This is a genomic window from Pseudoalteromonas sp. T1lg122 (genome assembly GCF_002964825.1).
Taxonomy (GTDB): domain Bacteria; phylum Pseudomonadota; class Gammaproteobacteria; order Enterobacterales; family Alteromonadaceae; genus Pseudoalteromonas; species Pseudoalteromonas gelatinilytica.
On the sequence record NZ_PQCG01000034.1, the window covers coordinates 339,923 to 365,250 of the forward strand.

Annotated in this window: 22 protein-coding genes and 1 pseudogene; 13 read left to right on the forward strand and 10 right to left on the reverse strand. The window is 41.9% G+C overall.

Features of this window, described 5'->3' with window-relative positions:
• Positions 1–10: 10 nt before the first annotated feature.
• The 3 genes from C2M33_RS19700 to fadI all read right to left on the reverse strand — a co-directional run bounded on the left by C2M33_RS19700 (position 11) and on the right by fadI (position 4,214).
• Complete coding sequence (locus tag C2M33_RS19700; protein ID WP_063706685.1) at positions 11–541, reverse strand: GNAT family N-acetyltransferase; 531 nt, start codon at positions 539–541, stop codon at positions 11–13.
• A 137-nt stretch (positions 542–678) separates the two neighbouring features.
• Positions 679–2,904, reverse strand: coding sequence for a fatty acid oxidation complex subunit alpha FadJ (gene fadJ / locus C2M33_RS19705; RefSeq protein ID WP_105175226.1), 2,226 nt, complete (start codon positions 2,902–2,904; stop codon positions 679–681).
• The gene (fadI, locus tag C2M33_RS19710) at positions 2,904–4,214 is read right to left on the reverse strand and encodes an acetyl-CoA C-acyltransferase FadI (protein ID WP_063529462.1); all 1,311 of its coding nucleotides are present in this window, start codon (positions 4,212–4,214) and stop codon (positions 2,904–2,906) included. The genes fadJ and fadI overlap by 1 nt, the downstream gene beginning before the upstream one ends.
• Before the next feature lie 336 nt (positions 4,215–4,550).
• Here fadI and C2M33_RS19715 point away from each other — a divergent pair, with 336 nt between their 5' ends.
• The 8 genes and pseudogenes from C2M33_RS19715 to C2M33_RS19750 all read left to right on the forward strand — a co-directional run bounded on the left by C2M33_RS19715 (position 4,551) and on the right by C2M33_RS19750 (position 12,778).
• Positions 4,551–5,507, forward strand: a complete 957-nt coding sequence (locus C2M33_RS19715; RefSeq protein ID WP_054553219.1) for an AAA family ATPase — start codon at positions 4,551–4,553, stop codon at positions 5,505–5,507.
• Positions 5,508–5,510: 3 nt separating this feature from the next.
• The gene (locus tag C2M33_RS19720) at positions 5,511–6,455 is read left to right on the forward strand and encodes a DUF58 domain-containing protein (RefSeq protein ID WP_199776380.1); all 945 of its coding nucleotides are present in this window, start codon (positions 5,511–5,513) and stop codon (positions 6,453–6,455) included.
• Between the two features lie 2 nt (positions 6,456–6,457).
• Positions 6,458–6,898 carry a DUF4381 domain-containing protein gene (locus tag C2M33_RS19725; protein ID WP_063706678.1) on the forward strand — a complete coding sequence of 147 codons (441 nt, stop codon included), beginning with the start codon at positions 6,458–6,460 and terminating at the stop codon, positions 6,896–6,898.
• The gene (locus tag C2M33_RS19730; RefSeq protein ID WP_105175227.1) at positions 6,891–7,880 is read left to right on the forward strand and encodes a vWA domain-containing protein; all 990 of its coding nucleotides are present in this window, start codon (positions 6,891–6,893) and stop codon (positions 7,878–7,880) included. Before C2M33_RS19725 ends, C2M33_RS19730 begins: the two co-directional genes overlap by 8 nt.
• A 1-nt stretch (position 7,881) precedes the next feature.
• On the forward strand, positions 7,882–9,759 hold the full coding sequence (locus C2M33_RS19735; RefSeq protein ID WP_063706674.1) for a vWA domain-containing protein: 1,878 nt from the start codon (positions 7,882–7,884) through the stop codon (positions 9,757–9,759).
• Complete coding sequence (locus tag C2M33_RS19740) at positions 9,753–11,402, forward strand: BatD family protein (RefSeq protein WP_105175228.1); 1,650 nt, start codon at positions 9,753–9,755, stop codon at positions 11,400–11,402. The genes C2M33_RS19735 and C2M33_RS19740 overlap by 7 nt, the downstream gene beginning before the upstream one ends.
• A 72-nt stretch (positions 11,403–11,474) precedes the next feature.
• A pseudogene (locus C2M33_RS19745) lies at positions 11,475–12,029 on the forward strand (sigma-70 family RNA polymerase sigma factor); the annotation flags it as partial.
• Positions 12,029–12,778 carry a DUF3379 family protein gene (locus tag C2M33_RS19750; RefSeq protein ID WP_063706668.1) on the forward strand — a complete coding sequence of 250 codons (750 nt, stop codon included), beginning with the start codon at positions 12,029–12,031 and terminating at the stop codon, positions 12,776–12,778. The pseudogene C2M33_RS19745 and the gene C2M33_RS19750, both read left to right, overlap by 1 nt.
• Positions 12,779–12,848: 70 nt before the next feature.
• Here C2M33_RS19750 and C2M33_RS19755 read toward each other — a convergent pair whose 3' ends face one another.
• From C2M33_RS19755 to C2M33_RS19770, 4 genes are all read right to left on the reverse strand, one after another.
• Entirely contained in the window at positions 12,849–14,039 is a 1,191-nt protein-coding gene (locus C2M33_RS19755) for an amino acid aminotransferase (RefSeq protein ID WP_063706666.1), read from the reverse strand.
• 73 nt (positions 14,040–14,112) lie between these two features.
• Positions 14,113–14,772 (reverse strand): GAF domain-containing protein, encoded by a 660-nt coding sequence (locus C2M33_RS19760; protein WP_105175229.1) that lies wholly within the window; start codon positions 14,770–14,772, stop codon positions 14,113–14,115.
• 45 nt (positions 14,773–14,817) lie between these two features.
• On the reverse strand, positions 14,818–16,488 hold the full coding sequence (locus C2M33_RS19765) for an ATP-binding SpoIIE family protein phosphatase (protein ID WP_063706663.1): 1,671 nt from the start codon (positions 16,486–16,488) through the stop codon (positions 14,818–14,820).
• Positions 16,488–16,793, reverse strand: coding sequence for an STAS domain-containing protein (locus C2M33_RS19770; RefSeq protein WP_054562148.1), 306 nt, complete (start codon positions 16,791–16,793; stop codon positions 16,488–16,490). Before C2M33_RS19770 ends, C2M33_RS19765 begins: the two co-directional genes overlap by 1 nt.
• Before the next feature lie 133 nt (positions 16,794–16,926).
• On the opposite strand from C2M33_RS19770, the gene C2M33_RS19775 reads away from it, so the two are divergent.
• Positions 16,927–17,256, forward strand: a complete 330-nt coding sequence (locus C2M33_RS19775; RefSeq protein ID WP_063706660.1) for a translation initiation factor SUI1 — start codon at positions 16,927–16,929, stop codon at positions 17,254–17,256.
• Between the two features lie 13 nt (positions 17,257–17,269).
• Here the strand turns inward: C2M33_RS19775 and C2M33_RS19780 are convergent, their stop codons facing one another.
• Positions 17,270–20,266 carry a bifunctional diguanylate cyclase/phosphodiesterase gene (locus C2M33_RS19780; protein ID WP_105175230.1) on the reverse strand — a complete coding sequence of 999 codons (2,997 nt, stop codon included), beginning with the start codon at positions 20,264–20,266 and terminating at the stop codon, positions 17,270–17,272.
• Positions 20,267–20,599: 333 nt separating this feature from the next.
• Between C2M33_RS19780 and C2M33_RS19785 the strand changes: the two genes are divergently transcribed.
• The 3 genes from C2M33_RS19785 to C2M33_RS19795 all read left to right on the forward strand — a co-directional run bounded on the left by C2M33_RS19785 (position 20,600) and on the right by C2M33_RS19795 (position 22,701).
• A complete protein-coding gene (locus tag C2M33_RS19785; protein ID WP_063706658.1) occupies positions 20,600–21,751 on the forward strand; it encodes a chorismate mutase in 1,152 nt (383 codons plus the stop codon).
• 129 nt (positions 21,752–21,880) lie between these two features.
• Positions 21,881–22,399 (forward strand): disulfide bond formation protein DsbB, encoded by a 519-nt coding sequence (gene dsbB / locus C2M33_RS19790; protein WP_063706656.1) that lies wholly within the window; start codon positions 21,881–21,883, stop codon positions 22,397–22,399.
• Entirely contained in the window at positions 22,399–22,701 is a 303-nt protein-coding gene (locus C2M33_RS19795) for a DUF6170 family protein (protein WP_105175231.1), read from the forward strand. Before dsbB ends, C2M33_RS19795 begins: the two co-directional genes overlap by 1 nt.
• 28 nt (positions 22,702–22,729) lie before the next feature.
• On the opposite strand, the gene C2M33_RS19800 is transcribed toward C2M33_RS19795, so the two are convergent.
• Positions 22,730–23,023, reverse strand: a complete 294-nt coding sequence (locus C2M33_RS19800) for a ComEA family DNA-binding protein (RefSeq protein ID WP_105175232.1) — start codon at positions 23,021–23,023, stop codon at positions 22,730–22,732.
• Positions 23,024–23,269: 246 nt separating this feature from the next.
• Between C2M33_RS19800 and C2M33_RS19805 the strand changes: the two genes are divergently transcribed.
• Positions 23,270–23,572, forward strand: coding sequence for a YebG family protein (locus C2M33_RS19805; protein WP_063707201.1), 303 nt, complete (start codon positions 23,270–23,272; stop codon positions 23,570–23,572).
• Positions 23,573–23,634: 62 nt separating this feature from the next.
• Here the strand turns inward: C2M33_RS19805 and putP are convergent, their stop codons facing one another.
• Positions 23,635–25,146, reverse strand: a complete 1,512-nt coding sequence (putP, locus tag C2M33_RS19810; RefSeq protein WP_105175233.1) for a sodium/proline symporter PutP — start codon at positions 25,144–25,146, stop codon at positions 23,635–23,637.
• Positions 25,147–25,328 lie beyond the last annotated feature (182 nt).

A 25,328-nucleotide genomic window follows, 5' to 3' on the forward strand; every position in this document is an offset into this window, starting at 1 on the left:
TGCGCACTGATCACACTCTGTGATCAGTGCAACTTAAATGAAAATGATGATCGGTATACAAAACGCCGCCAATGGCATACGCATCTAGCTGCTTCTCGACTAACTGAAAACCACACTTCTCAAGTACTTTTTCCGAACCGATATTACCCTCGGTGACAACCGCTTTAAATTCACGCACCGCATGCTCTGATGTGGCGTAATTAAGCACTGCTTGCAAAGACTCTGTAGCATAGCCACGACCATGAAAATTAGGCAGTAGCAAATAACCAACCTCTTGACTATCTGGCACTGTTGATGAGGTAAAGCCAGTTACACCCACCTCTTTACCGGTACTGGTTTCAACAATAACTAAACAAAGTGGTGAATTCGTATTTGGCTGCCAAGGCTTTAAACGTTCATTAAACTTAGCACGTAACTGCGCCTCTGAGGGCTTATCGAAGCATTTAGCTATAACTTCGGCATCATTATGCAAAGTATAAAACAATGGCCAGTCATCGGCATTTAATAGCCGTAATGTTAATCGCGCAGTGGTGAGAGTCATGGTGATTAATCGCTTTGTAAATAAACCTAGTTATAACAAACCGACTTCACGAGTTAAATACCACTTATGGCCAATATCGAAACAAAAAGCCCCGCTCAATGAGCAGGGCTTTTATATTAACTAATCAATTTAAAGAATTAGCTTTTGGTCGTTTCTGTATCCGCGGCTTCTGACGCTTGCTCGTCTTCGACCACTTCTTTGGTTACTTCAACCGGATCGACTGGCGCGATTTCAGCTACTGCCGGCTCTTCGCTTTCTTCTTGGTAAAAACGATCACCCTTTTCAGCCATTGCTTTTAACGTATCGCAAGGTGTGAAAATTGGGTTGTAGTTAGCAAAAGTCGCCATTTCTGAGCTCACTTGTGCTGCACCCAGTTTATCCATATAGCTAAATGGGCCACCTAAGAATGGTGGAAAACCGATACCAAAAATTGCGCCAATATCACCATCACGCGGGCTTGCAATAATGCCATCATCTAAACAGCGTACCGCTTCGTTTAGCATTTGCGCAACACAACGTTTAGCAATTTCGCTCTTGTTTAAACGAGGTGATGGCGTAACACCAAGAAGCTCGTATACTGACTCATCCACTTTTTTATCTTTCTTGTCATAAAGATAAAAACCACGGCCAGTCTTACGACCTAAACGCTTAGAGTCGATTAAGCGATTGAAGGCATCCGGGGCTTTAAAGCGCTCGCCCAATTCTTTTTCAAGGATTGGCGCAATTTTAGAACCGATATCAATCCCTACTTCATCAAGTAACGCTAAAGGCCCTACCGGGAAACCAAACTCTACTAAAGCTTGGTCAATCTTTTCAATCGGCTCACCTGCAAGCAGTAAATTAGCCGCTTCATTGACATAAGGCGCTAAGATACGGTTTACATAGAAACCAGCCATGTCTTTAACCACAATCGGTGTTTTACCTTGCTTACGGGCAAAGTTAACGACGCGAGCGATGGTTTCTTCAGACGTACCAGCATGAGGAATGATCTCAACAAGTGGCATTTTCTCAACTGGTGAGAAGTAATGCAGACCAATTACATTTTCTGGGCGTGCTGCATCCGCAGCAATTTGTGCAATCGGTAATGACGAGGTATTACTTGCAAAAATAGTGTTGTCTTGGCATTCACGTTCAACATCAGCCACCATACCTTGCTTTAAAGCAAGATCTTCAAACACTGCTTCGATAACGATATCAATGTGTTTAAAGCCACTGTAATCGGTAGTACCGGTAATGCGGTTCATGGTTTGTTGTAGCTCTGCTTTAGATAAAATACGACGCTTTTGCTTTTTATCTAAAATTTTATAGCTGTAGTTCATTGCATTGCTGATGCCCTTTTCAGCCACATCTTTAATGCGCACTGGAACACCGGCTTTTACAGCACTAACATGGGCAATACCCGCGCCCATTAGGCCGCCACCTAATACTGCCGCTTTAGCGATTGCTGGTGCATCATCATTGCGCCACTCTTTTTTCATTTCAGTGGTTGCAAAGAAAATACCGCGTAATGCTTTTGACTCATCGCTCATTACCAGCGTGGCAAAGCCTTCAGCTTCAGTTTTGTATGCTTTTAATTGATCAAGTTCAACACTTGCACGAACCGCTTTAATAATTGCTAAAGGTGCTGGGTAGTGACCGCCTGTTTTCTTCAGTACGTTTTCTTGTGCTTTTTTGAAAATAATATTGCGACCAAATGGGTTTGACTCAAGTAATTGGCTTAAACGGTCTAGCTTTGGTTTCGTGACCTTTGCCTTACCTTTCAGGGCAAACTCTTTAGCAACGTCAAGTAATACACTGTGTGGAACACAATCATTTACTAAGCCTGTTTTCTTCGCTTGCTTGGCACGTACTTGCTTACCAGTAAGCATCCACTCAAGTGCTTTTTGTAGACCAACTAATTTAGGTAAGCGCTGAGTACCGCCACCACCAGGTAATAAGCCTAACTGTACTTCTGGCAAACCAAGCTTAGTGATATCGCTGTCTGAACACACGCGATAATCACAAGCTAAAGCAAACTCTAAACCACCCCCTAATGCCGCACCATGAATGGCACTCACTGTTGGGAAAGGCAGCTTTTTCATATCGAAAAATGCTTGCTGGCACATTTCGCTTAACGCTAATGCATCTTCACGGCTATTAGCGCTATCAAGCATTTTAATATCAGCACCAGCGATAAAGTTATCGCTTTTACCACTGATAAATACCATGCCTTTTACCGCTTGCGCTTGTGCGTCTTTAAGTAAGGTTTTTAAATCTTCTGCAAAACTACTGCGCAGGGTGTTCATTTTTTCACCCGGCACATCAATGGTTACAACGGCTACGCCGTCATCAGCCACTGATAAACTAAATACTGAATCTGTCATTACGCACTCTCCAATACAAAGGCTGCGCCTAAGCCACCCGCTGCACACGCAGTCGTAAGCGCTAAGCCGCCACCGCGACGATTAAGTTCATGTAAGCTTTGCGTGATCAGGCGCGCACCTGTAGCCGCAAATGGGTGACCGTATGCAAGTGAGCCACCTAAAACATTGAACTTGTCCATGTTAATTTCGCCGATCGCTTTGCTACGACCAAGCTTTTCTTGTGCAAATTTATCTGACGCAAACATCTTCATGTTAGCAAGTGTTTGCGCTGCAAATGCTTCGTGCATTTCGATTAAATCTAAATCAGCTAGTGTGATACCTGCTCTATCTAGGGCAATTGGCGTTGAGTGCGCCGGACCCATTAGCATATCTTCATGTACACCAATTGCTGAGAAAGCAAAGCTACGCACATAACCTAAAATGTTGTAACCCAATGCTTTAGCTTTACTCTCGCTCATCATTAATACCGCAGCGGCACCATCGGTTAATGGCGTTGCGTTAGCTGCAGTCACGGAACCATGTTGACGGTCAAATACTGGTTTTAACTTCGCGTAGCCTTCAACTGTTGAGTTATGACGAATATTATTATCTTGCTCAATAAAGCTCTTATAAGGCGCAACATGGGCAGTCATTACTTCGTCTTTCAGTTTACCATCTGCCCACGCTTGGCTTGCAAGGGTATGAGAGCGATGTGCTAAAGCATCTTGATCTTCGCGGCTAATGTTATGCGTTTTTGCCATTTGTTCTGCTGTTTGACCCATAGATAAACCAGTAGAGTACTCAGCGACCGCTGGCGGAACAGGAAGTAAATCTTTTAAACGTAGTTTAGAGAAAATCTTTAAACGCTGGCCAAGCGTACGTGCTTTGTTTAAATCAACAAGGCTACCCGCTAATTTTTTGCTAACACCAATGGGTAATACAGACGATGAGTCAGCACCACCAGCGATACCTACTTGCACTGAGCCTGCCATAATTGACTCAGCTACGTTAGCAATGGCTTGGAAACTTGTCGCACACGCACGCGAAACAGAATAAGCATCAACAGAAACAGGCATACCCGTACCTAATACAATTTCACGGGCAATATTTGGCGCTTCTGGCATTTGTACTACTTGGCCAAATACAAGTTGGTCAATTTCAGATTTATCGAAGTTAAGTCGCTCAAGCATTTCGTTGACAACTAACTTACCCATATCAAGGGCTGGTACATGATGGAATGCTGTGGCTTGCTTTGCGAATGGCGTTCGCAGGCCGCTAACGATAGCGATACGATCGCCTTTTGCTGTTTTAAGTATATTTTGCTCAGACATTTATGCTCTCCCGCTGACAGGTCTGACCTGTTTGTTTTTCCTGATTCTAAAACAACCCGTGTACGAATGCCAATAGTAAGTTTTCAACCATAGGCTTTTTTCGGCCTATTTACAAAAAAACACCGAATTTATATGGTAGGCTAAAAATCCTTAAAAAATAACGAACTATTTGAGGATTTTCTGTCTAACACTTGTGTTATAACTTTTGAATCCTTATAACTTGTTGATGGCGCCCCATCACGGTACCGCGAAAAGAATTTATCGGCACTGAATGTAACGTATTGGCGCATAACAAAAACAATTTTTGACTCACGCTTTTAGGACAGTCTTTTTATTATGGCAGTTAACGCATTTTCACAATTAAAATCATACCTAGACACGCAAATTATCGGCCAACCACAATTAACTCAAGCACTGTTAATCGCGATTTTGGCAGACGGCCATTTATTAGTAGAAGGCCCTCCGGGTCTTGCTAAGACACGTGCAGTGAATGCCTTAGCAAAAGGCGTTGAAGGCAGCTTTCAACGTGTGCAATTTACCCCAGACTTATTACCTGCAGATGTCACAGGTACCGATATTTATCGCCAGCAAACCAGTGAGTTCGTATTTGAAAAAGGCCCGTTATTTCATAACCTAATTTTGGCAGATGAAATAAACCGTGCTCCTGCTAAAGTGCAATCAGCTCTTCTTGAAGCCATGGCTGAACGCCAAGTAACGGTGGGTAAAAACACCTATCCACTGTCTGATCTCTTTATGGTTATGGCAACCCAAAACCCGCTAGAACAAGAAGGCACTTACCCACTACCAGAAGCTCAGCTTGATCGTTTCTTATTGCATTTGAGCATTGATTACCCGGGTGCTGAACACGAATTAGATATCCTACGTCTAACCCGTGGCGAGGCTATTTCTGACAAGCAAGCTACGACACAGCAAATTAGTCAAAGTGAGCTATTTGCTGCCCGTAAAGCGATATTAGGTTTGTATTTAGCTGAGCCGCTTGAGAAATACCTAGTACAGTTAATTGTTGCCACTCGTGAAGCTGCAGAGCTTGATGAGCAACTTGGTCGCTGGATTGAATATGGCGCAAGCCCACGTGCAACGATTGCCCTTGATAAGTGTGCCCGCGCGCATGCTTGGCTAGAAGGTCGTGACTTTGTTGCGCCTGATGATATTCAAGCTGTGCTGCACAATGTATTGCGTCACCGTATTATCTTAAGTTACGAAGCACAGGCCGATGGTATCAGTAAAGACGATGTGATCAGCCGTATTTTAGAATTGGTGGCAGTACCATAAGCTATGTCGAGCCAATTTGATCCAGCGGCGTGGTTAGCAGCGAGTCATAGTCAAGGCGTCAATTTATCACTCAAAGAGTTGATGTATTACAAAGCCAAAGCTCGTTTGCTAGAACTTGCGCCCAAAGTAAAAATCAAAAACAGCTTAGCTGGGCAATACCTTGCGCCCCATAAAGGCCGCGGTATGGAATTTGCCGAGGTGCGTCATTACCAAGCCGGTGATGACATACGCTCTATCGACTGGCGTGTTACTGCACGCACTGGCGAAACCCACACTAAGCTGTTTCAAGAAGAAAAAGAGCGCCCTGTTTTTGTCTTTACCGACTTTTCTAACTCGATGCTATTTGGCTCAAAGTTACTGTTAAAATCGGTGCAAGCAGCGCATATCAGCGCATTGGTTGCTTGGTCAGCGTGTCAACGAGGTGATCGCATCGGTGGTCTGGTGTTTAATCAGCAAGGTCATCACGAATTAAAACCGACCTCACGTGAAAAAGCAGTGTTAAAGCTTTGTCACAACTTATGTGATATTCACAGCCAAGCACTGGTTAATATCGACCAAACAGCCTCCAGCTTATTCAGCGAAAACCTTAAACGCCTTAATCATTTAGCAAAACCAGGAAGCTTGGTTTATATCGTCTCGGATTTTAGTGCGCTTGATGAAGCAAGCTTCAAACAGCTTGAAATACTCAGCAGACACTGTGAATTGATTGGTTGCCATATTAGCGATCCGTTCGAGCACCAGCTACCTGCTTTTAAACAAACTGTGACCGTGTCGGCGAATGGCCAAGAGCTTGCGTTACCGTTAATGGATAAGCAATTTCGCGAGCGCTTTGCTAAGTCTGCCGAAGAGTCGTTTTCTAATAGATTAAAGCGCTTACAAAAATCTGGGCTTAGTTTAATTTCATTCAGTGCAGCCACTCCACTTGAGCTGCAATTAGTGAGAAAGTAACAATGCAAAAAAATCCGCTAGATGGCTTACATGATGTCATTGCACCGACCGAGGTTGCATGGTGGCCACTTGCTCCAATTTGGTGGCTGATCATCGCCTTAGTTGGTTCGTTATTAATTATCGGCTTAGTGCTTTTATATAAAAACCAGCAGTTTAAAAAAGCCAAAAAACAAGCCATTAAATTAAGCAAAACCCTCAGCGATGAGGATACGCAAGAGCTGCACATTATTTTAAAACGCTTAACTCGCCATTATTACAACAGCCAACTTGCCTCTCAGCCTTTGGCTAAATGGTCAGAAAGTTTATCTAAGCTCAGTGGCGACAACTTTAGTTATGATGAACTAATGCCGCTTTATCAACAGCATAGTAATAATGCTGAGCTTGGGGCTAAATTGCGCAGTGCTATCAGCAACTTTAAACTCAAGGAGCCAATTAATGTTTGAGTTTAGTTGGCCATGGTGTTTTGTACTTTTACCACTGCCTTGGTTATTGAGCCGCTTCATGCCCTTAAAACAACAAGGGCAGTTACGTTTACGTATTCCTGGCTTTGCTAAGCTTGGCTTAAATAATCAAGCAGTACAACAACATAGCCGCAAAGTTTCGTTTCTCGAATGGGCTGTTTGGGTCTCTTTGGTTGTCGCTATTGCAAACCCAACTTGGCTTGATGAACCGATCACGCTGCCTAATGAAGGACGCGATATTATGCTTGCGGTGGACTTATCTGGTTCGATGACAGAGCAAGATATGGAGTATCGAAATAATCAATATGTAGATAGGCTCACTATGGTAAAAGCTGTACTCAGTGATTTTATCGAGCAGCGTCAAGGTGACCGCCTTGGTCTTATTTTATTTGGCGATACCGCATTTTTACAAACACCCCTTACACGTGATGTTAAAACTGTGAGCCAAATGCTAAGCGAAGCGCAGATTGGCCTAGTAGGTAGAGCAACAGCCATCGGTGATGCGTTAGGTTTATCCGTAAAACGTTTTGCTAATAAAGATGAAAGTAACCGTATCGTAGTGCTATTAACCGATGGTCAAAACACCGCCGGTAACCTTGACCCTGAAGATGCGCTACTGTTAGCCCGCGAAGAAGGCATTAAAGTGTATACCATAGGGGTTGGCTCAGATAGTAAACGTGGCTTTAGCCTGTTTAATATGGGTGGTATGAGTGGTGGTAACTTGGATGAAACATTACTAAAACGCATTGCCGAGCAAACTGGCGGCTTATACTTTAGAGCAAAAGATGTAGCCGGTTTGCAGCAAATTTACCAAGAGCTCGATAAACTTGAGCCTATCAGTAGTGATGAGCAAACGTTCCGCCCACAAATTTCATTGTTTTATATTCCACTGCTTGTCGCACTTGGATTTATCGGTTTAGCAATGCTAGTCAATTTTATTCGCCAATTTAAGCAGGAGAGCTAGTATGGATTTTGAATTTATTCGCCCTGCCCTACTTTGGTTATTAATCCCCGCGCTGATTATTTTTAGTGTGCTGTTGGTACGCAACAAAAAAAGCGCCCCTGCTGATTTAATTGCGCCCCATTTGGCGCAGTTTATAATGAGCGACAATCATAAAAAACAAAGCCAACCGCTTTGGCTAGTTGCTGTATTTACTCTGTTAGCCATCGTGTTTACAGCAGGTCCAAGCTTTGAGAAGAAACAAGTCCCGGTGTTTCAAGCAAAGAATGCACGGGTCATTGTGATGGACATGTCGTACTCCATGTTCAGTACCGACATCGCACCAAGCCGGTTAGTTCAAGCTCGCTTTAAAGCACTTGATATGATTGAGCTTTTCAAAGAAGGTGATACGGCATTGGTCGCTTATGCAGGCTCTGCATTCACAATTTCGCCGCTAACCAATGACGCCAGCACCTTGGCTAACCTTATCCCAAGTCTAAGCCCTGATATCATGCCGAGCAAAGGTTCAAATGTTATTGAAGGCCTAGAAAAAGCCGACGATTTACTAAAACAAGCGGGCTATTTAGATGGTGATATTATTTTAGTCACCGATGGGGTTGATAGCTTAGATCAAGAAGATATTAGCCGCTTTACTGCTCAGTCTAATTATCGCTTAAATGTCTATGGCGTCGGCACAGAGCAAGGGGCGCCGATTAAGTTACCAGAAGGTGGCTTTTTAAAAGATATGCAAGGGCAGATTGTGATTCCGACGCTAAATATCAGCCGCTTAAGTGCGCTTGCACGTAATAGCGGTGGCAAATTTGCACTGTATCAAACCAGTAATCAAGATATTCAAACATTTGCCCCCACTGCTAATGCTGAAGTACTCAAAGATGAGAAACAAAGCCAAGCATTATGGCGAGTTGATGCAGGTATTTACGGCCTGATTATTTTATTGCCGTTAGCGCTATTTTTAATTCGCCGTAGCAGCCTAGTACTTGGCTTTTTGTTTGTTATGCTCCTACCTCAGCAACAAGTATACGCCGCTGAATTACCAGAGGTATTTAAAAACCAAGACCAACGCGCTCTTGATGCCTACCAGCAAAATCAATTTGAACAAGCCGCTCAAGCTGAAAACACGCAACTTAAAGGCGCCGCCCTTTACCAGCAAGGTAATTACCAAGCTGCCATGGATGCGTTTAGTGAAGATAAATCTGCGACGGGCTTTTACAACTACGGTAATGCCCTTGCCAAGGCGGGTGAGCTAGAACAAGCCATAGAAGCGTATAAGCAAGCCCAACAGCTTAAAAATGACTTCACTGAGGCAAAAGAAAACCAAGCCCTCGTTGAACAGTTATTGCAGCAGCAAGAGCAACAACAACAGCAACAAGATCAACAGCAAAACAATGATCAACAAAACTCTGATGGTCAGCAAGATAACCAGCAAAAGCAACAGGGTGAAAACTCCCAGCAAGGCGAAAACTCTGAGCAAAGTGAGCAGCAAGATGGCCAACAACCGTCTGAGCAAGGTGAGCAATCAGATCAAAAAGGTGAACAAAGCGAGTCTGAAAGTGACCAGCAAAACAAACCTGAAATGCAATCTGAAAAAGACACGTCGTCACAATCAGGTGAACAACAGCCAGAGCAAGCTCCCGAGCAACAAGATGCCCAGCCACAGCCTTCGCAAAGTGATGAACAAGCTAAACAGCAAGCAGAGCAACAAGCCATGCAGGCACAAGCTGCTGAACTGACTAATGAAGAGAAAGAGAAAGCTCAGCAACTTAACCAGCTGCTGCGCAAAGTTCCCGATGATCCTGCGATCTTATTAAGAAATAAAATGCAATTAGAAGCACAAAAACGAAACTATCAACGTCGTCCACGAGGAGCCGAAAAATCATGGTAATGCGATTATTATGTTGTTTATTGCTAATCGCGGCAGCGCCGCTTTGGGCTGCCACCCAGTTACAGGCAAGTGTTGATAAAAACCCTGTCCTTGCTGGTGAGTTTTTTGTTTTAACCATCTCAGCAGACGACTCTATTAACAGCGAGCAACCTGACACTTCGGTGTTATTAAAAGACTTTGTTGTAGGGCCAACCAGTGTCAGCTCTCGCACCAATATTATTAATGGTGAAATCAGCAAGCAAACCAACTGGTCTGTAAAGCTGATGACCCGTAAAGAAGGCACTTATACCATCCCTGCCTTTACTGTTGCCGGTGTTAGTTCAAAACCCATTGAGCTAACGGTGGCTAAACGCAGCCAAACCTCTGAACAAAATAAAGAAGCCTTCATTAAAACCAGCATCAAGCCAACTAGCTTATACGTGCAAGAAGCCGGTGTTTATACGGTTAAATTGTATTTAGACAACAACAAAGAATTGCTGGATGGCAACTTAACTACACCAGAAATGGAGAACGCTGAGTTAACACCGATTAACAAGCAGTCTGAAGAATATGAGTTAATTGATGGTAAACGCTATCTAGTGATCACCCGTGAGTACTTAGTACAGCCACAAAAAAGTGGCGTGAATACTATCACGGCTCCTGTGTTCAATGGCCGTATTCGTCAAAACTACCGTCAAATGGCTGTCTCAGCGATGGGCGAAGATGTTGATGTGGAAATTAAACCAATTCCAGATAACTACACAGGCGCTTGGTTACCGAGTGAGTTGGTCAATCTTGATGAGCAATGGCAGCCAAAAGATGACACTGTTGAAGTTGGCACCCCTATCACTCGCACCATTACTTTGACTGCGTTAGGTGTGACAAAAGAGCAACTTCCAGATATCGATATGCCACAGGTGCAAGGCTTTAGAAGCTACCCTGATGCGAAAGAAAATAACCACTTAGTACGTGATGGTCGTGTTATTTCTCAGCAAACAGCTTCTTATGCTTTGTTACCGCAAACACCGGGTACTTACACATTGCCTGAAATAAAGCTGCCTTGGTTTAATACTAAAATCAATCGTATTAGCTATGCCACCATTCCAGCACGTACATTAACCGTTGTGCCAAGTACAAATCCACTTACTCCCACAGCCCCTGCCATCACTGCCCCGCAAAACAATAGTTCAAGCATGGTGAGTGAAGGTCCTGCGGATGTACAAACCGTTACGCAAGTCACTACGCCTTTATGGCTTATTATCGTGGCAATTGTCGGCTATGGACTTTGGTTAATCACCTTAGTGCTTTACATTAAAAAGCGCCCTCAACAATCGACCTCGGAAGCATTACCTACGAGCGTGTCGTCGGCGTCATTAAATGAGCTCAAGCAGTTAGCAAAACAAAATAATTGCTCAGCGTTTTATAATGCCTTAAGTCGTTATGCTAAGCAGCAAACAGGTAAAAATGCTGCGGCCATCGAGTGTTTGCAAGCATCACTGAAAAATACACAACTTAATGATGAAATTGCTAAATTACGCACTAAACTTTATAGTTCAGCAGAAGAACACGTTGATTTAAATTTAATCGTCAACTTGCTAAGCCAAGCAACAAAGCACGCTAAATCGACAAGTAATGCTACTGAATTAAAAAATCTTTACGATTAACAACTAATCTAATAGATTGAATATAAACGGCTAATCTTGAATTAGCCGTTTTTTTAAGAAAAAAATAATAATTTCAGAAAGTTTTTTTCTGATAGGCAGGTCTTAGTTACTATGACAGAAAAACAAAAGCGATATGAAGCGCTGGTTCATGTCTACCACAGTGAGCTTTTTCGCTTTGCATATTGGTTGTGTCGTGATCAGAACATTGCTGAAGACTTAGTGCAGGAAACCTTCCTGAGGGCTTGGCGTGCCCTCGATTCACTGCAAGATCAACAAGCGGTAAAACCTTGGCTGTTGACGATTTTACGCCGTGAAAATGCACGCCGCTTTGAACGTAAACAATTTGATTACGCCGATGTTGAAAACGACACCCTTGTAGATGAACAAAGTACAACTCTTGATGCTGAAATGGAACAAACAGTGATTCAACGACAAATTGGAAAGTTATCTGAAGAGTATCGAGAGCCCTTGCTGCTGCAAGTGGTAATGGGTTGCTCTGGCGATGAAATCGCCCAGATCCTCGATTTAAATAAAAATACTGTCATGACACGACTTTTCCGTGCCAGAAACCAGCTTAAAGAGGCTTTAAGCAGTGATGATGACCAACTTAGAGGAGCATCAAATTAATGGATGAACTCGAGTTTCGCCGCCGCATCCTCGCCGAGCCAAGCACTATTGATAAGGAACTTGAAGCGTTTGCCGAGCAGGACACAGATAAACAGGCGTTTATTGATGATGTACGTGCCTTTGACGATGATCTTAGCAAGGCACTTAACATTCCTGTGCCTGAAAATTTAGCGAAGCGAATTATTGATAATACTTATGACGCTGAAGACGCGCCTTCAGAGCAGCCGCTAGACACCATTATAGAGGCTAAGTCGCGCTTTGCCTTTAATCGCCTGTATTTAGCCGCTGCAGCGTCGTTTTTAGTGGCAATTAGTGTGTTCTTTGTTACTAACAAACAACATACGTTATACAGTGTCGGTGAGCATGCTTTTGCGCACCTTTACCATGAGATTGGCTCGCTAGATAAACATGAAGCAATAGACCTTGCCTATGTGAACGAAAAGTTTGCCACCATTGGCGGACATTTAGATGAGCTACCAGGTAAAGTAACTTATTTAATGTTTTGTGACTTTCAAGGCAAAAAAGGTCTGCACTTGGTGTTTGAGTCTGATTTTGGCCCGATGACGGTATTCATTGTGCCTTCTGACGAGCAACCATTTGGTACCGGCTCTGACGATTTCAATGATGAGCGTTTCGCGGGTCACATCAACCGCGGTGAGCGAGCGGATACTATCTTAATAGCGAGTATTGGCGCTCCGCTTGATAGCTACAACAGTATGATCAATGATGCCATTCGCTGGCTGCATTAATAGCAACCCGTAATAATACAGGCATAAAAAAACCGCAGTCACTGCGGTTTTTTTATCGCTATAAAGCAGGTTACTTACAAACGTCTGCTACTGCATTTGCAAAGTAATCAATGTTTGCATCACTGATACCCGCTACGTTTACACGGCTAGAACCAACAATGTAGATTGAGTACTCTTTTTGTAAGCGTTCGATTTGCTCTTTATTAATACCTAGGAATGAGAACATACCATTTTGACGGTCAATAAATGAGAAATCTTGGTCAATGCCTTTTGCTGCTAAGCTTTCTTTGATTAAAGTACGTAAACCATTAATACGGTTACGCATTTCATCAAGCTCGTCATGCCACATTTGCGTCAGCTCAGTGCTGCCTAAAATAGTGCTAACAATGTCAGCACCGTGTGCAGGCGGCATTGAGTAGATGCTACGTACAACGCTTAATAATACTGAGTTAGAGATATCAGCAGTTGCTGCATCTTTAGCAATGATTGAACATGCACCGATACGCTCGCGGTATAAACCGAAGTTTTTCGAGCAAGAAGAACAGATGATTAACTCATCAACCGCTGCTGCTAATTTACGAAGACCCGCTGCGTCTTCTTCAAGGCTTGAACCAAAACCTTGGTAAGCAATATCAACCAGTGGCGTGAAACCAACTTCAACAGCAAGATCAGCAACTGTGCTCCATTGCTCAGCGTTTAAATCCATACCGCTTGGGTTATGACAACATGCGTGGAATAACACAACATCACCTTTAGGTACTTGCTTAAGGGTGTTAATCATGTCATCAAATAAAAGGTCTTTATTTTCGTAATCGTAGTAAGGGTATTCTTTTACTGTTAAGCCTGCCGCTTCAAATAAGCTAATGTGGTTTGCCCACGTTGGCGTAGTTACCCATACAGTCGCATCTTTGTTGCAACGCTTGATGAATTCAGCTGCAACACGTAATGCACCTGTACCACCTGGTGCTTGTGCAGTGCGAACACGGTTAGCTAAAAGTGCTGGATGCTCACCCAGTAATAAGTTTTCCATTTTTTGACAGTAATCTAGGTTACCTGCCAAGCCAATGTACGATTTACTGGTTTCGTTTTCTAAACGAAACGCTTCCGCTTTTTTAACCGCTTTTAATACCGGCGTATTGCCTTGCTCATCCTTATAAACACCTACACCCAAATCGATTTTCTTTGGGTTTGTATCTTGTTTAAAGGCCGCCATTAGGCCAAGAATAGGATCTGTTGGTAATGGTTTTAATTCTGAGAACATTGACTATCTCTTTTTATAGGGGTTAGCGTTGCCACTAGCTTAACATAAAAACCCAGCCTGATTACTAGTTAAATTAGACCAAGAGTTGAGGAATTTTAATACAACAAGCCACAAGTAATGCAAGGGTTTGCTGATCAAAGAAATCATTATTAAATGCTTCTGCATCTATAATACCTAAGCATTCATTTTTGTCTGACAACAGTGGTAAGCACGTCTCTGCTTTCACTTTAGGATCGCAGGTATAATACTCACCACCTTGTGCAAGGTAATCGGCTACGTTATTAATCACGCGGCCTTGCTTAGAAAGCGCAACTTGAACATTGTTACTGCCTTTAGCAAACGCTTCAGTAAGCGGGAATAAAGGACGACTCGGTGCACCGTGATAAACCAATTTTAGTAACTGACGACCTTCCTCTGTCTCTGTTGCTTGATAAATGCCGAACCAATCAACGTGAGTCTGAGCAACAACAAAATCGATAATTTGCTGAAGCTTCGCTAACTTTTCTGTATTCGTTGTATCAGCAGCAACATACTCGTTTAATTTGAATGGTTCATCTTGTAAGTAACCAAATAAGCTACATGCACCACCCTCGCCTAGCTCAGGAATTTGATACTCCCAACGCACTGCTGGTAAAGCTGACTCTGCAAGATAATGTTCAAGGTTTGATAATTGCTCAGCAACCAAATTTTCTGGTAATTTAAGCTGAGCTGTCGATAAGTAGTTAGAAATCATTTAGCCATCCAAACATCTATAATGCCAGAATGATAACATGCGATTTTAGTGTGAGCTAGTACTGCTTGCTGTTAATTGATAATAAATTTCGACTTGGTTGCCTGCACTATTGAAGGTCACTTTTGAAGCTACTTCCCCAAGCAAGCACAAGCCTCTACCATGCTCTCTTGCAAGGCTTTGTTGATTTGCCTGTTCTTTACTAAAACCATTTCCTGAGTCGCAAACAGTAAAATATAAAGCAAGTTCTTCTGGGCAATAACGAATATCAATAATGATTAAGGCATCGGTTAAATTTGCGAGTGCCTCTTCACGTTGTTGATAATAAATTAAAAAGCCATCTTCCTGATTTTTGACCTCTGAGTCGAGACCTAACACCCCATGATCTAAAGCGTTGTTATACGCTTCTGAGAGTATCAAAAAAATATTAGCACGATGTGCATTTAACCCTGCTACTTTGCTTATTACATCAACAACTTCCAGCACCGGATCGGTACTTTTGATTTGCTTTGAGTTCAGGCTCAATGAAAAATTAAAAGGTAATGCGGATAGCGGCTCTGATTTTTGCTCAGGCTCGCGCATTGGTAAGCAATTTAATAATACGAGGCTCAAGTCGTCTTGTTGTTTACTACCACGGGCAAATTTATTGACTCGTTCAAGTACTTGCTCAGTAGAAATAGCAGGTTTTGAGGCTAGCACTTTTTTAAAGCGATGCTCACCAAAGTACTCGTCATGTGGACTAGTCGTTTCAATGATACCATCGGTTGCCATGACAATACGGCATGTGTCTTCTACTTCAATGTGAATAAGTGCACGTTCGAATTCATCTTCTTCTAAAATACCCAGTGCCATATGTTGAGATTCAAGGGTACGAATAACTTCACCGCTTTGATTGATGATATAGGTATCGGGTAAGCCCCCTAGCCATGCCGAGATACTTTTTCCGGTACTGCTAAGCTCTATGATGGTTGCAGCACAAAACATGTGGCCTGGTAATAACTTACCTAATACTGAATTGATTTCTGCGGCAATATCACTCACCGACATGCCCTTACTCACCATGGTATAAAATACTCTTGAAGCAGGGAGAGCTCCGACAGCAGCGGCTAAACCATGACCAGTAAAATCACCAAGCATGCAATATAAGCTACCTAATGGGCTTTGTGCGACCAAAAACATATCGCCATTAAACATAGCCGCAGGCGATAAATGAAAATCTAAATGCTTAGGAAAAGATTGTTGGTTCTCAAGAGCATTATTAAAAATATGTTCGACAATTTCATGTTCGCGTTCGACTTGATTTTGATGATATTCAAGTTGTAGATTTTGCTCTCTTGCCTTTTGGCTTAAATTACGGATCCGGCTATGCGCTTTAATTTTCGCGTTAAGAATCACTTCTTGAAACGGCTTATGCAAAAAGTCATCACCACCAACCGCTAAACAACGCTCAAAGCTCGCTTCGTCTTCTAATGAGGTAATAAAAATAATCGGTAAGTAAACTTGGCTAAAGCGCTCTTTGATAATCGCTGCGGTTTCAAAGCCGTCCATCACAGGCATAATGACATCGAGTAACACAATATCAATGGTGTGTTCTTCGAGCAGATTTAAAGCAACAAGACCGTTCTCAGCGGTATAAACACGGTAGCCCTGCTGCTCTAACATCACGGTTAATAAGCGACGATTTAAGGCAAGATCGTCTACAACCAGAATATTAAGCATCAATCAATATCGAACTTTTTATCAAAACGTGAGATTTGCAGGATTTTTTTCAGTTGCGGTTGGCAGTTACTAATTTGAATTGTTTCAACCTTGCCTGTTAGGTTTTTTTTCATGTTCAGCAACATGCCTAACGCTGAGCTGTCCATGTAATCTGTTTCTCTAAGGTCTATAACCACTTTATCGATATTGTCGTTGAGATCGGCATACGCCTGACGAAAAGATTGCACCAAATTAAAATCAAATTTTCCTTTGATTTGTACAGTTAATATAGCGCCATCAGCAGAAGTGCTGCGCGTTAAACTCATAATAAACTCCTAATAAACAAATCTTTCCTGATACTTAACTAAATATAACCGCTTAAAACAAATAAGCCAAAAATTAAAACACTTAGGATGAAATTTGTTATCATTTAGCCAAGCTTCTATAACGAGATCTACCATGAGCGATAACAATCTAGTTTATTCAACTGCAACGGGTCGCATTGAGCAACCTAAAGAAAGTAAACCAAGCCAAGGTAAAGTTTTTAAAGACGGCTTTTTACGCATTGAACGTCAAACCAAAGGACGCAAAGGTAAGGGCGTGATGTTAGTTGTTGGTATCGACAGCGAGCAGCACGACTTAAAAAAATTAGCCAAAACCATTAAAAGTAAAATGGGCCAAGGTGGTGCAGTCAAAGAAGGTATCATCGAGGTTCAGGGTGATGACAGGGATAAGTTAAAAGCGATTCTCGAAGGGTTAAAATTTAAAGTAAAAATTGCAGGGGGCTAATCGCCCCCCCTTTTTAGTTCTTTAATTTTAAGCGCTCAAATAGCGCTGGCAGTTCATCTTCAGACACCGGTGGGCTGTAATAGAAACCCTGCACGATATAGCAATTATTGTTTTGTAAAAACTCAATCTGCTCAATGGTTTCTACCCCTTCAGCAACAACATTAAGCTTCAGCTTTTGTGCCATAGCAATAATCGCAGCGGTAATTTCCATATCATTACTGTCTTGTGGAATATCTTTCACAAACGAGCGGTCAACTTTCAAAATATCAACAGGGAAACGTTTTAGGTAACTCAGTGACGAGTAGCCAGTACCAAAGTCATCAATTGAAATTGATACGCCCAACGCTTTTAACTGATGCAGTTGTAAAATCGCAGCTTCAACATGCCCCATTAGCATACTTTCAGTTAATTCAAGGTGTAAGCGCTTAGGCTCAACCCCGGTTTGCTTGATGATTTTATCAAGTGTCGACACCAAGTTCGCATCTTTAAATTGACGTGCCGATAGATTGATTGAAATATTATTCTTTAAGTCTTGGCTTGCTAGACGCGCTGCAAACTCACACGCTTCTTGCAAGATCCACGCACCTAACTCAACAATTAAGCCGGTTGCTTCAGCAATAGGAATAAACTTAGTCGGTGGGATCATCCCTTCATTTGGGTGGAACCAGCGAATAAGCGCTTCGTAGCCAACGACCTGATTATTGCGACAATCAACTTGTGGTTGATAATAAACTCTAAACTGCCCTTCGCGGATACCCGTACGTAACTCATTTTCAATAAATAAGCGCTCGTTTGCTGCGGCATTAAGTTCTTGGCTATAGAAGTGGAAGGTATTGCGCCCTTTCGCTTTTGCTTCATACATAGCAAGGTCAGCATGTTTAAGTAGCTGATCTTCTTCTTGGCTATCAAACGGTGCCATCGTGATACCAATACTGGCACTGATGATCACTTCATTGTTGCCTAATTTGATTGGTTCATTAAGCGTGCGCTGAATCGTATTCGCCACTTCCATAGCATGAGTTTGATGCTCAATACCGCTTAACAGGACCGCGAATTCATCGCCGCCTAACCGCGCTATTGTATCTTCGGTACGCAAACGCTTTTTCAAACGGTTGGCTACTTCAACTAACAATTGATCGCCTGCATCATGCCCTAGCGTATCGTTGATACGTTTAAATTCATCTAAGTCAAAATAGAATAAAGCAAATGCATAATGACCACGTTCAGCAAGTGCCATTGATTTACGCAGCTGCATTCTGAAGAAAGTTCGGTTAGCAAGCCCAGTTAAGGTATCAAAGTAAGCCAGTTGCTCCATCTTACGCTGACTTTCTTTTACGAACGAAATATCTTGAGCTGATGCCACGTAACTGGTGATCTCACCACCATCTTCACGAATTGGTGAAATACTTAGCGAAACCCAAACAGATTGACGTTCATTGGCTTGTAATAAGGTATCCCCGCGCCAGTAATTTCGGCTGCGTAAGTCGATATCAATGTCATCGACCAAAATCGCCATTTCCTGCGAGATAATGTTCATCAATGGTGAGCCAATAAAGTGACGCTCCTCAAAACCGGTCATTTCAACCATTTTCGGGTTCACGTATTTGATCTCAAAATCTTGATTGGTGATCACCACACCGGTGCCAGAGAAAGCCACAGCTTTAGATAAGCGATTCGCCGCTTTTTCAGCAATTTCTTTTTCACTAATGCGCTGGTTCAAGCCATCAATCAACTTTCGAATTTCAATAGCCATATCTCTAAATGAGCCATTTAGCGTGCCAATTTCATCTTTATTGGCCTTTGGAAACTCAGTTTGTAATTGCCCTTTGCCAAAACTAACTACGGCATTAACCAATGAATGAATACGACGTAGTACCAGTTGATAAAGTGCTTGATGCAATAACAAGGCAACTAAAATAGCGTACAAGATAAACAAGCCGAAGAATTTTACTTTTAGCTCTTCAAGGGCCGAAAGTGCCGACGAGCGCTTTTTATAGATACCAATATACCAATTGAGGTTTTCCACTTTACGGATATTGATAATGTGGGTTTCACCATCTTGCACGAATGAATTTGCCGACTCAGGTAACTTTAAACGAATGGTTTCAGACACGAGTTTTTGCAGATCAGGGTTTACAAAATCTTCGGTGAGTAATTTTTTACCTTCACGACCATATTGCTCAAGCGTTGTTTTATCTAAATCTGGGTGAGCTAATAGCTGACCTTTTGCATCGAACACCAACAAATGCTGCTCACGGTCGCCAATTGGCAGCTGTGCCAATAAGGTTTCAAGCGCGATATCACTGCCCGTGACACCAAAAAATTCGTTATCAAGATAGATTGGCACAAGCACACTAACCACCCACTTATGCCAAATAGTGTCGTAATACACTTTTGACCACACCGCTTCTCGACTTGGGTTAGTCGCCGCTTGAGCATAATTAAATGTCTCGCCTTTGGTAAAATCAAAACTACCAGGTACATTGAGTGCCCAGTTAGGTGGTGCGATACGAATAAAGTTATCTTTGGTGACAAGGTAAAAATTAAAGAAATCTTGAATTAAGGTCGGTGAAACAATTTTCCAGAGTGACTCAGAATCGTTTATAAGCTGTTTATAAAATTCAGAATATTTATCTTGAGGGAGAAACGCAGCCGATAAGCCATCTTCTGAGGTACTACGAATACTGCCATCGAGGGCAAATTTGAGTTCTGCGCTGCGTTTACTTTGTAAATGCGATTCGTTGTGAAGGAGTTGGCTGCTTACAACGTTATTCGCCTGCTCAGCAATATTGATTTTGGTTTCAATCAAGCGGTTAAACTGACGACTCAAGCGTTCACTAGAGTGCTTTAAAAGCTCATGCTCTTCAAAAACAAGCTGTTTTTCTTCAGATTTAAGCATTAAAGCCGCAGCACATATACCCGCAATCAAACAGATCGCAGAGATCAGCAGCGACAATTTCATACTTAATGAATTCACACCAAAACGTGATGGCGGTCGTCGATACACCACAGGACTACCTTATTAATAATTGTTATTATTTATTGTGCAAAAACAAATATACCAGAATCATTTTTATATTTATAAATTTTTTATAAATATAAATGAATTTTCTGAGTAAACACCTATGTTTTCTAAATTAGCTGCGATCGGCGGTTGACTTTACGTACAAGGTTTTTACATTAATCCAATGAAACAAATTATCTCTCGCACTTACTTTTCGTTTTTTAGCTTCTTTAGATAGAGGAGGCTTAACTGTTTGCGAGATAAATTCACCGAATAGCTAAAGCCTCCCACTTGGGAGGCTTTTTTGTTTGTGCACTGTTTTGGAATGAGGAAACCAACATGAGCATTGATACATTAAATGCGTTACGACACGATATTAATGAAATAGATTCCGACTTACTGGTGTTACTGGCTAAAAGACGCCGTATTAGCCACAGCGTAGTTGAATATAAAATTGCTAATAACAAACCAATCCGCGATGAAGCTCGCGAACAAGCATTACTCGAAAAGCTTATCAATTATGGTAAGTCGCTAGGACTGGATGCGTACTACATTAATAATGTGTTCCAAACCATTCTTGAAGATTCGGTTTTAAACCAACAAGCCATGCTACAAAAGAATCTTAACCCAGAAGCAATGAGCGAAACGCACCGCGTTGCTTATTTAGGTGGTCAAGGCTCTTATAGCCAATTAGCCTGTCATAAATATTTCAGCCGCCGCCCTGGAAAAGTCATTGAAATGGGCTGCTCAAGCTTTGAACAAATCACTGGTAAGGTTGAAAGTGGCCAAGCTGATTTTGGCTTACTACCAATTGAAAACACCAGCTCAGGAAGTATCAATGAAGTTTTCGATTTATTACAACATGCGCAAGTTTCAATCGTTGGTGAAGTAACTCACAGCGTTGAACACTGTTTATTAGCAATGCCAGGGACTGAGCTTTCTCATATTAATAAAATCTTTGCTCACCCACAGCCATTTGCTCAATGTAGCCGCTTCATTCAGGGTTTAGGTGATATTCAACATGAAACCTGTGATTCAACTTTCCATGCATTACAATCAGCGGTAGAAACTGCAAATAGCGCCGCTATCGGTTCAGCGCAAGCAGGTAAAAACGTTGGATTAGAAGTCGTTAAGTCAGGCCTTGCAAACCAAAGCGAAAACCACAGCCGCTTCATTGTTGTCGCGCGTAAACCGCTGCAAGTATCAAAGCAAATTCCAACTAAAACCAGTTTAATTATGGCCACCAAACAACAAGCAGGTTCGTTGGCTGATGCCTTAATGATCTTTAAGCATCATCAAATCAATCTAGTAAAATTAGAATCTCGCCCAGTTCCAGGTAACCCATGGGAAGAAGTGTTTTATGTTGACCTTGAAGCAAACCTTGATGACTTACACGTTAAGCAAGCCCTTGAAGAACTAAAAGAACACACCCAGTACACACGTGTATTAGGCTGTTATCAAAGCGAGTCTTTGCAAGCTGTTAGTGTGTAATAAGCAGCCTAGATAAGATGAATGAAAAGGAGCAGGTTGGCTCCTTTTTCATATAATTTCATCTTAGATACTTGCACCCACTGCCCTGTCTAAGCATAATCTTGAAAACAATTAGACATTGGATCTTTCATGAATTGGTTAGCAGAATTAGCAACTAAAAGAACACCTTGGTTATTATTAGCCTTTATCTCCCTCGCTTTCGAAGTCACCGCGTTATTTTTCCAATACAACATGGGGCTTGAACCCTGCATTATGTGTATTTATCAACGTACTGCTGTTCTAGGCTTACTTGCTGCGGGTGTTATCGGTGCGATTAACCCACAAAATATGGTTCTTCGACTCGTTGCATTTGCCACTTGGGGCGTCTCTGCAATTTGGGGTTACTTTATTGCTAAAGAACATATTGCAATGCAAAACAATACAGACCCTTTTGCATTTAGTTGTGCATTTGAACCTAACTTCCCAAGCTTTATGCCACTGCATGAGTGGATCCCTAGCTTCTTTGCAGCCACAGGTGATTGCGGCAATATCGATTGGCAGTTTGCTTCTATGAGTATGCCAGCCTGGATGGAAGTTATTTTTGCGGCGTTTTCAGTGGTATTTATAGCCGTAGTAGTTAGCCGTTTAGTGAGCAAAAAGTCGCTGTAATGATTTATTTTTTTACTAGTCAAATCCCCGCTTTAAAAGCATTTAAAGTAAGGCAACGTCAGCAAATTATTGCCCTTGCTTTGGCTCATTTAAGCCCGAGCAAAAAAATTATTTTATCGGTGTGCAAGCTTGCCTTTTTAGCACCATTATTTTTAGGTTTAGCTTACTTTGAAGGCTGGATGCTCATCCCTTGGTTGTTGTTAGCAGGTTTAAGTTACCCCCTTATCACAACACCTGTCGAAAACATGTTCGCGTTAGCGCATTTAGACAAAGCTATCGATGAATTTAAACAGGGCGAATAACGCCCTGTTTAGGTGTGTAGCCTGCTGTTTATAATGTAATTTTTCCCTCAAGTTTAGCAAATAGCTTATCGCCAATTCCTTTTACTTCTTTTAATTGTTCAACCGATTTAAACGGACCTTGCTTAGTACGATGTTCAACAATCGCCTTCGCTTTTGATTCACCGATTCCTGGTAACTGAGTTAACTGCTCAATGCTGGCTTTATTAATACTCAGCTTTTGCATTTTAACTTGTGTAGCTTCGGTTGGTGTTTCGGCTGATGCCTGTGTCGTTGGCAGTAATGCAAGACTAGTGGCAAGTAAAATACTTGATAGTAGTTTCATAATTTCCTCCATGATGTCCATCTTGGACAGATAGTTAGCTGTTACCCAACACTCACTCCATCGCTTGTGTTTAACTTTGGGTAACATTTTAAATAAAGCTAATGTCCCTATTATTGTCAAATTTGCTGAATAAATATTTTCGCTTGCTACTTGCAAAGTAAAGCGCGAAGCATTACTGTATATAAAAACAGTAATCAAGGTGGCGATTTTACGCTGCAAATGCCACGCTTAAATGCAGGAGAAATCATGGCTGTTGTTGTTAAATATGTTGTAGAAAGAAACGGAGTCGAGCGCATGACGTTTACTACTAAAAAAGAAGCTGATGCGTATGACAAAATGCTCGACATTGCTGAGTCATTAGAACTAATGCTTGAAAAAGTTGATGTACCATTAAGCGAACAACAAATTGAATCGCTGGCACTTGAAATGGCAAAAGAAAAAGATCAGTTTATGGCGGTGCTTAAAGGCGCTAAAGAAGTAGAGCCGAAACCTAAAAAAGCAAAATCTGCAGATAACGTATCAGATATAAAAGAAAAAGCGGCTAGCTAAAAGCAAATTTAGATCATAAAAAAGGGCAACATCAGTTGCCCTTTTTTGTACTCAATCAAAAATTACAGTGATGATTCTACCTCATCAAATAAATCTGTAATTTCTTTTTTCGGCTCAGCCGTCATCAGGCTCACTACGACAATCGCAATAGTCGATAAAACAAAGCCCGGGACAATCTCATAAAGGAGTGCACTCAGCGTTTGACCATTAATAGTAATTGGCGCATAAATCCAAAACAGGACTGTTGCAGCACCGACCACCATACCACTAATCGCACCTTGCAAGTTCATACGTTTCCAGTAAAGACTAAGCAGCACTAATGGGCCAAATGCAGCACCGAAACCTGCCCAAGCATTACTAACCAAATCAAGAATCGAGCTATCACGGTCATAAGCGAGGTAAATAGCAAGAATTGCTACCAGCATTACGCTGATACGGCCGACTAAAACAAGCTCTTTTTGCGATGCATTACGGTTTAAATAGATTTTATAAAAATCTTCTGTAAGTGAGCTTGAACACACCAATAACTGCGACGAGATGGTACTCATAATGGCGGCTAAAATTGCTGCTAATAAGAAGCCTGCAATCAAAGGATGGAAGATTAGCTCAGACAACACTAAGAAAATGGTTTCTTTATCATCAATTGGCATTTGGTTCTCAAGCATATATGCCGCACCAAAAAGACCTGTTAATACAGCACCAATTGCTGAAAGTGTCATCCACGACATACCCACACGACGCATAGTTGGCATATCTTTTACAGAACGTACCGACATAAAACGCACAATAATGTGTGGTTGACCAAAATAACCAAGGCCCCATGCCATAGCAGAGATAATGGCGATCGTTGAGCCACCGGCAAACCAATCCATCATATTCAGGGCATGGATCTCAGTGTCTTTCGGTGAACTTAACAGTAAGTCATAACGTGCATTTGCTAAGGTATCCATAAACGGTTGATCAAGCATGGTATAGGTTGCAATCGGCACTGCCAGTAGCGAGATAAACATGATACAGCCTTGTACAAAGTCAGTAAGGCTCACTGCTAAGAAGCCACCAAACAAGGTGTAAATAACAACAACACCCGTTGTAATGTACAGACCCATCTCGTAACTCATATTAAATGAATTTTCGAATAACTTGCCGCCAGCAACAACGCCTGATGAGGTATACAAGGTAAAGAAAACGATGATTACAATCGCAGAAATAACACGCAGTATATTTTTATTATCATCAAAGCGGTTAGCGAAGTAATCTGGAATGGTGATTGAGTCATTTGCTTTTTCTGTGTACACACGTAATCGAGGTGCAACTAAAAAGTAGTTAGCCCAAGCACCTAATACGAGACCTATAGCAATCCAAACTTTGCTTAAACCAAACAAGTACATTGCACCAGGTAGGCCCATCAGCAACCAACCACTCATATCTGACGCGCCAGCTGAAAGCGCTGCAACACTTGGTGATAAATTACGACCACCTAGCATATAACCTGATACATCATCTGTGGATTGCTTATAAGCATATAGCCCAATCCCCAGCATAACGATGAAGTACAATGCTAACGAAATTATCATTCCTGTTTCCAAATTAGCCTCCAATAATTGATTAATGTTGGCTTTTAATCCGAATAATGACTCGCAAGTTATTTAATTTAAAGACATTATTGGGGTAAAAACCGATATCACCCATGACTATAACACGCTTCCCCCCTACAACTCCAATCAAGCCGTTGAGTGACATGGCACAGAATTACAAC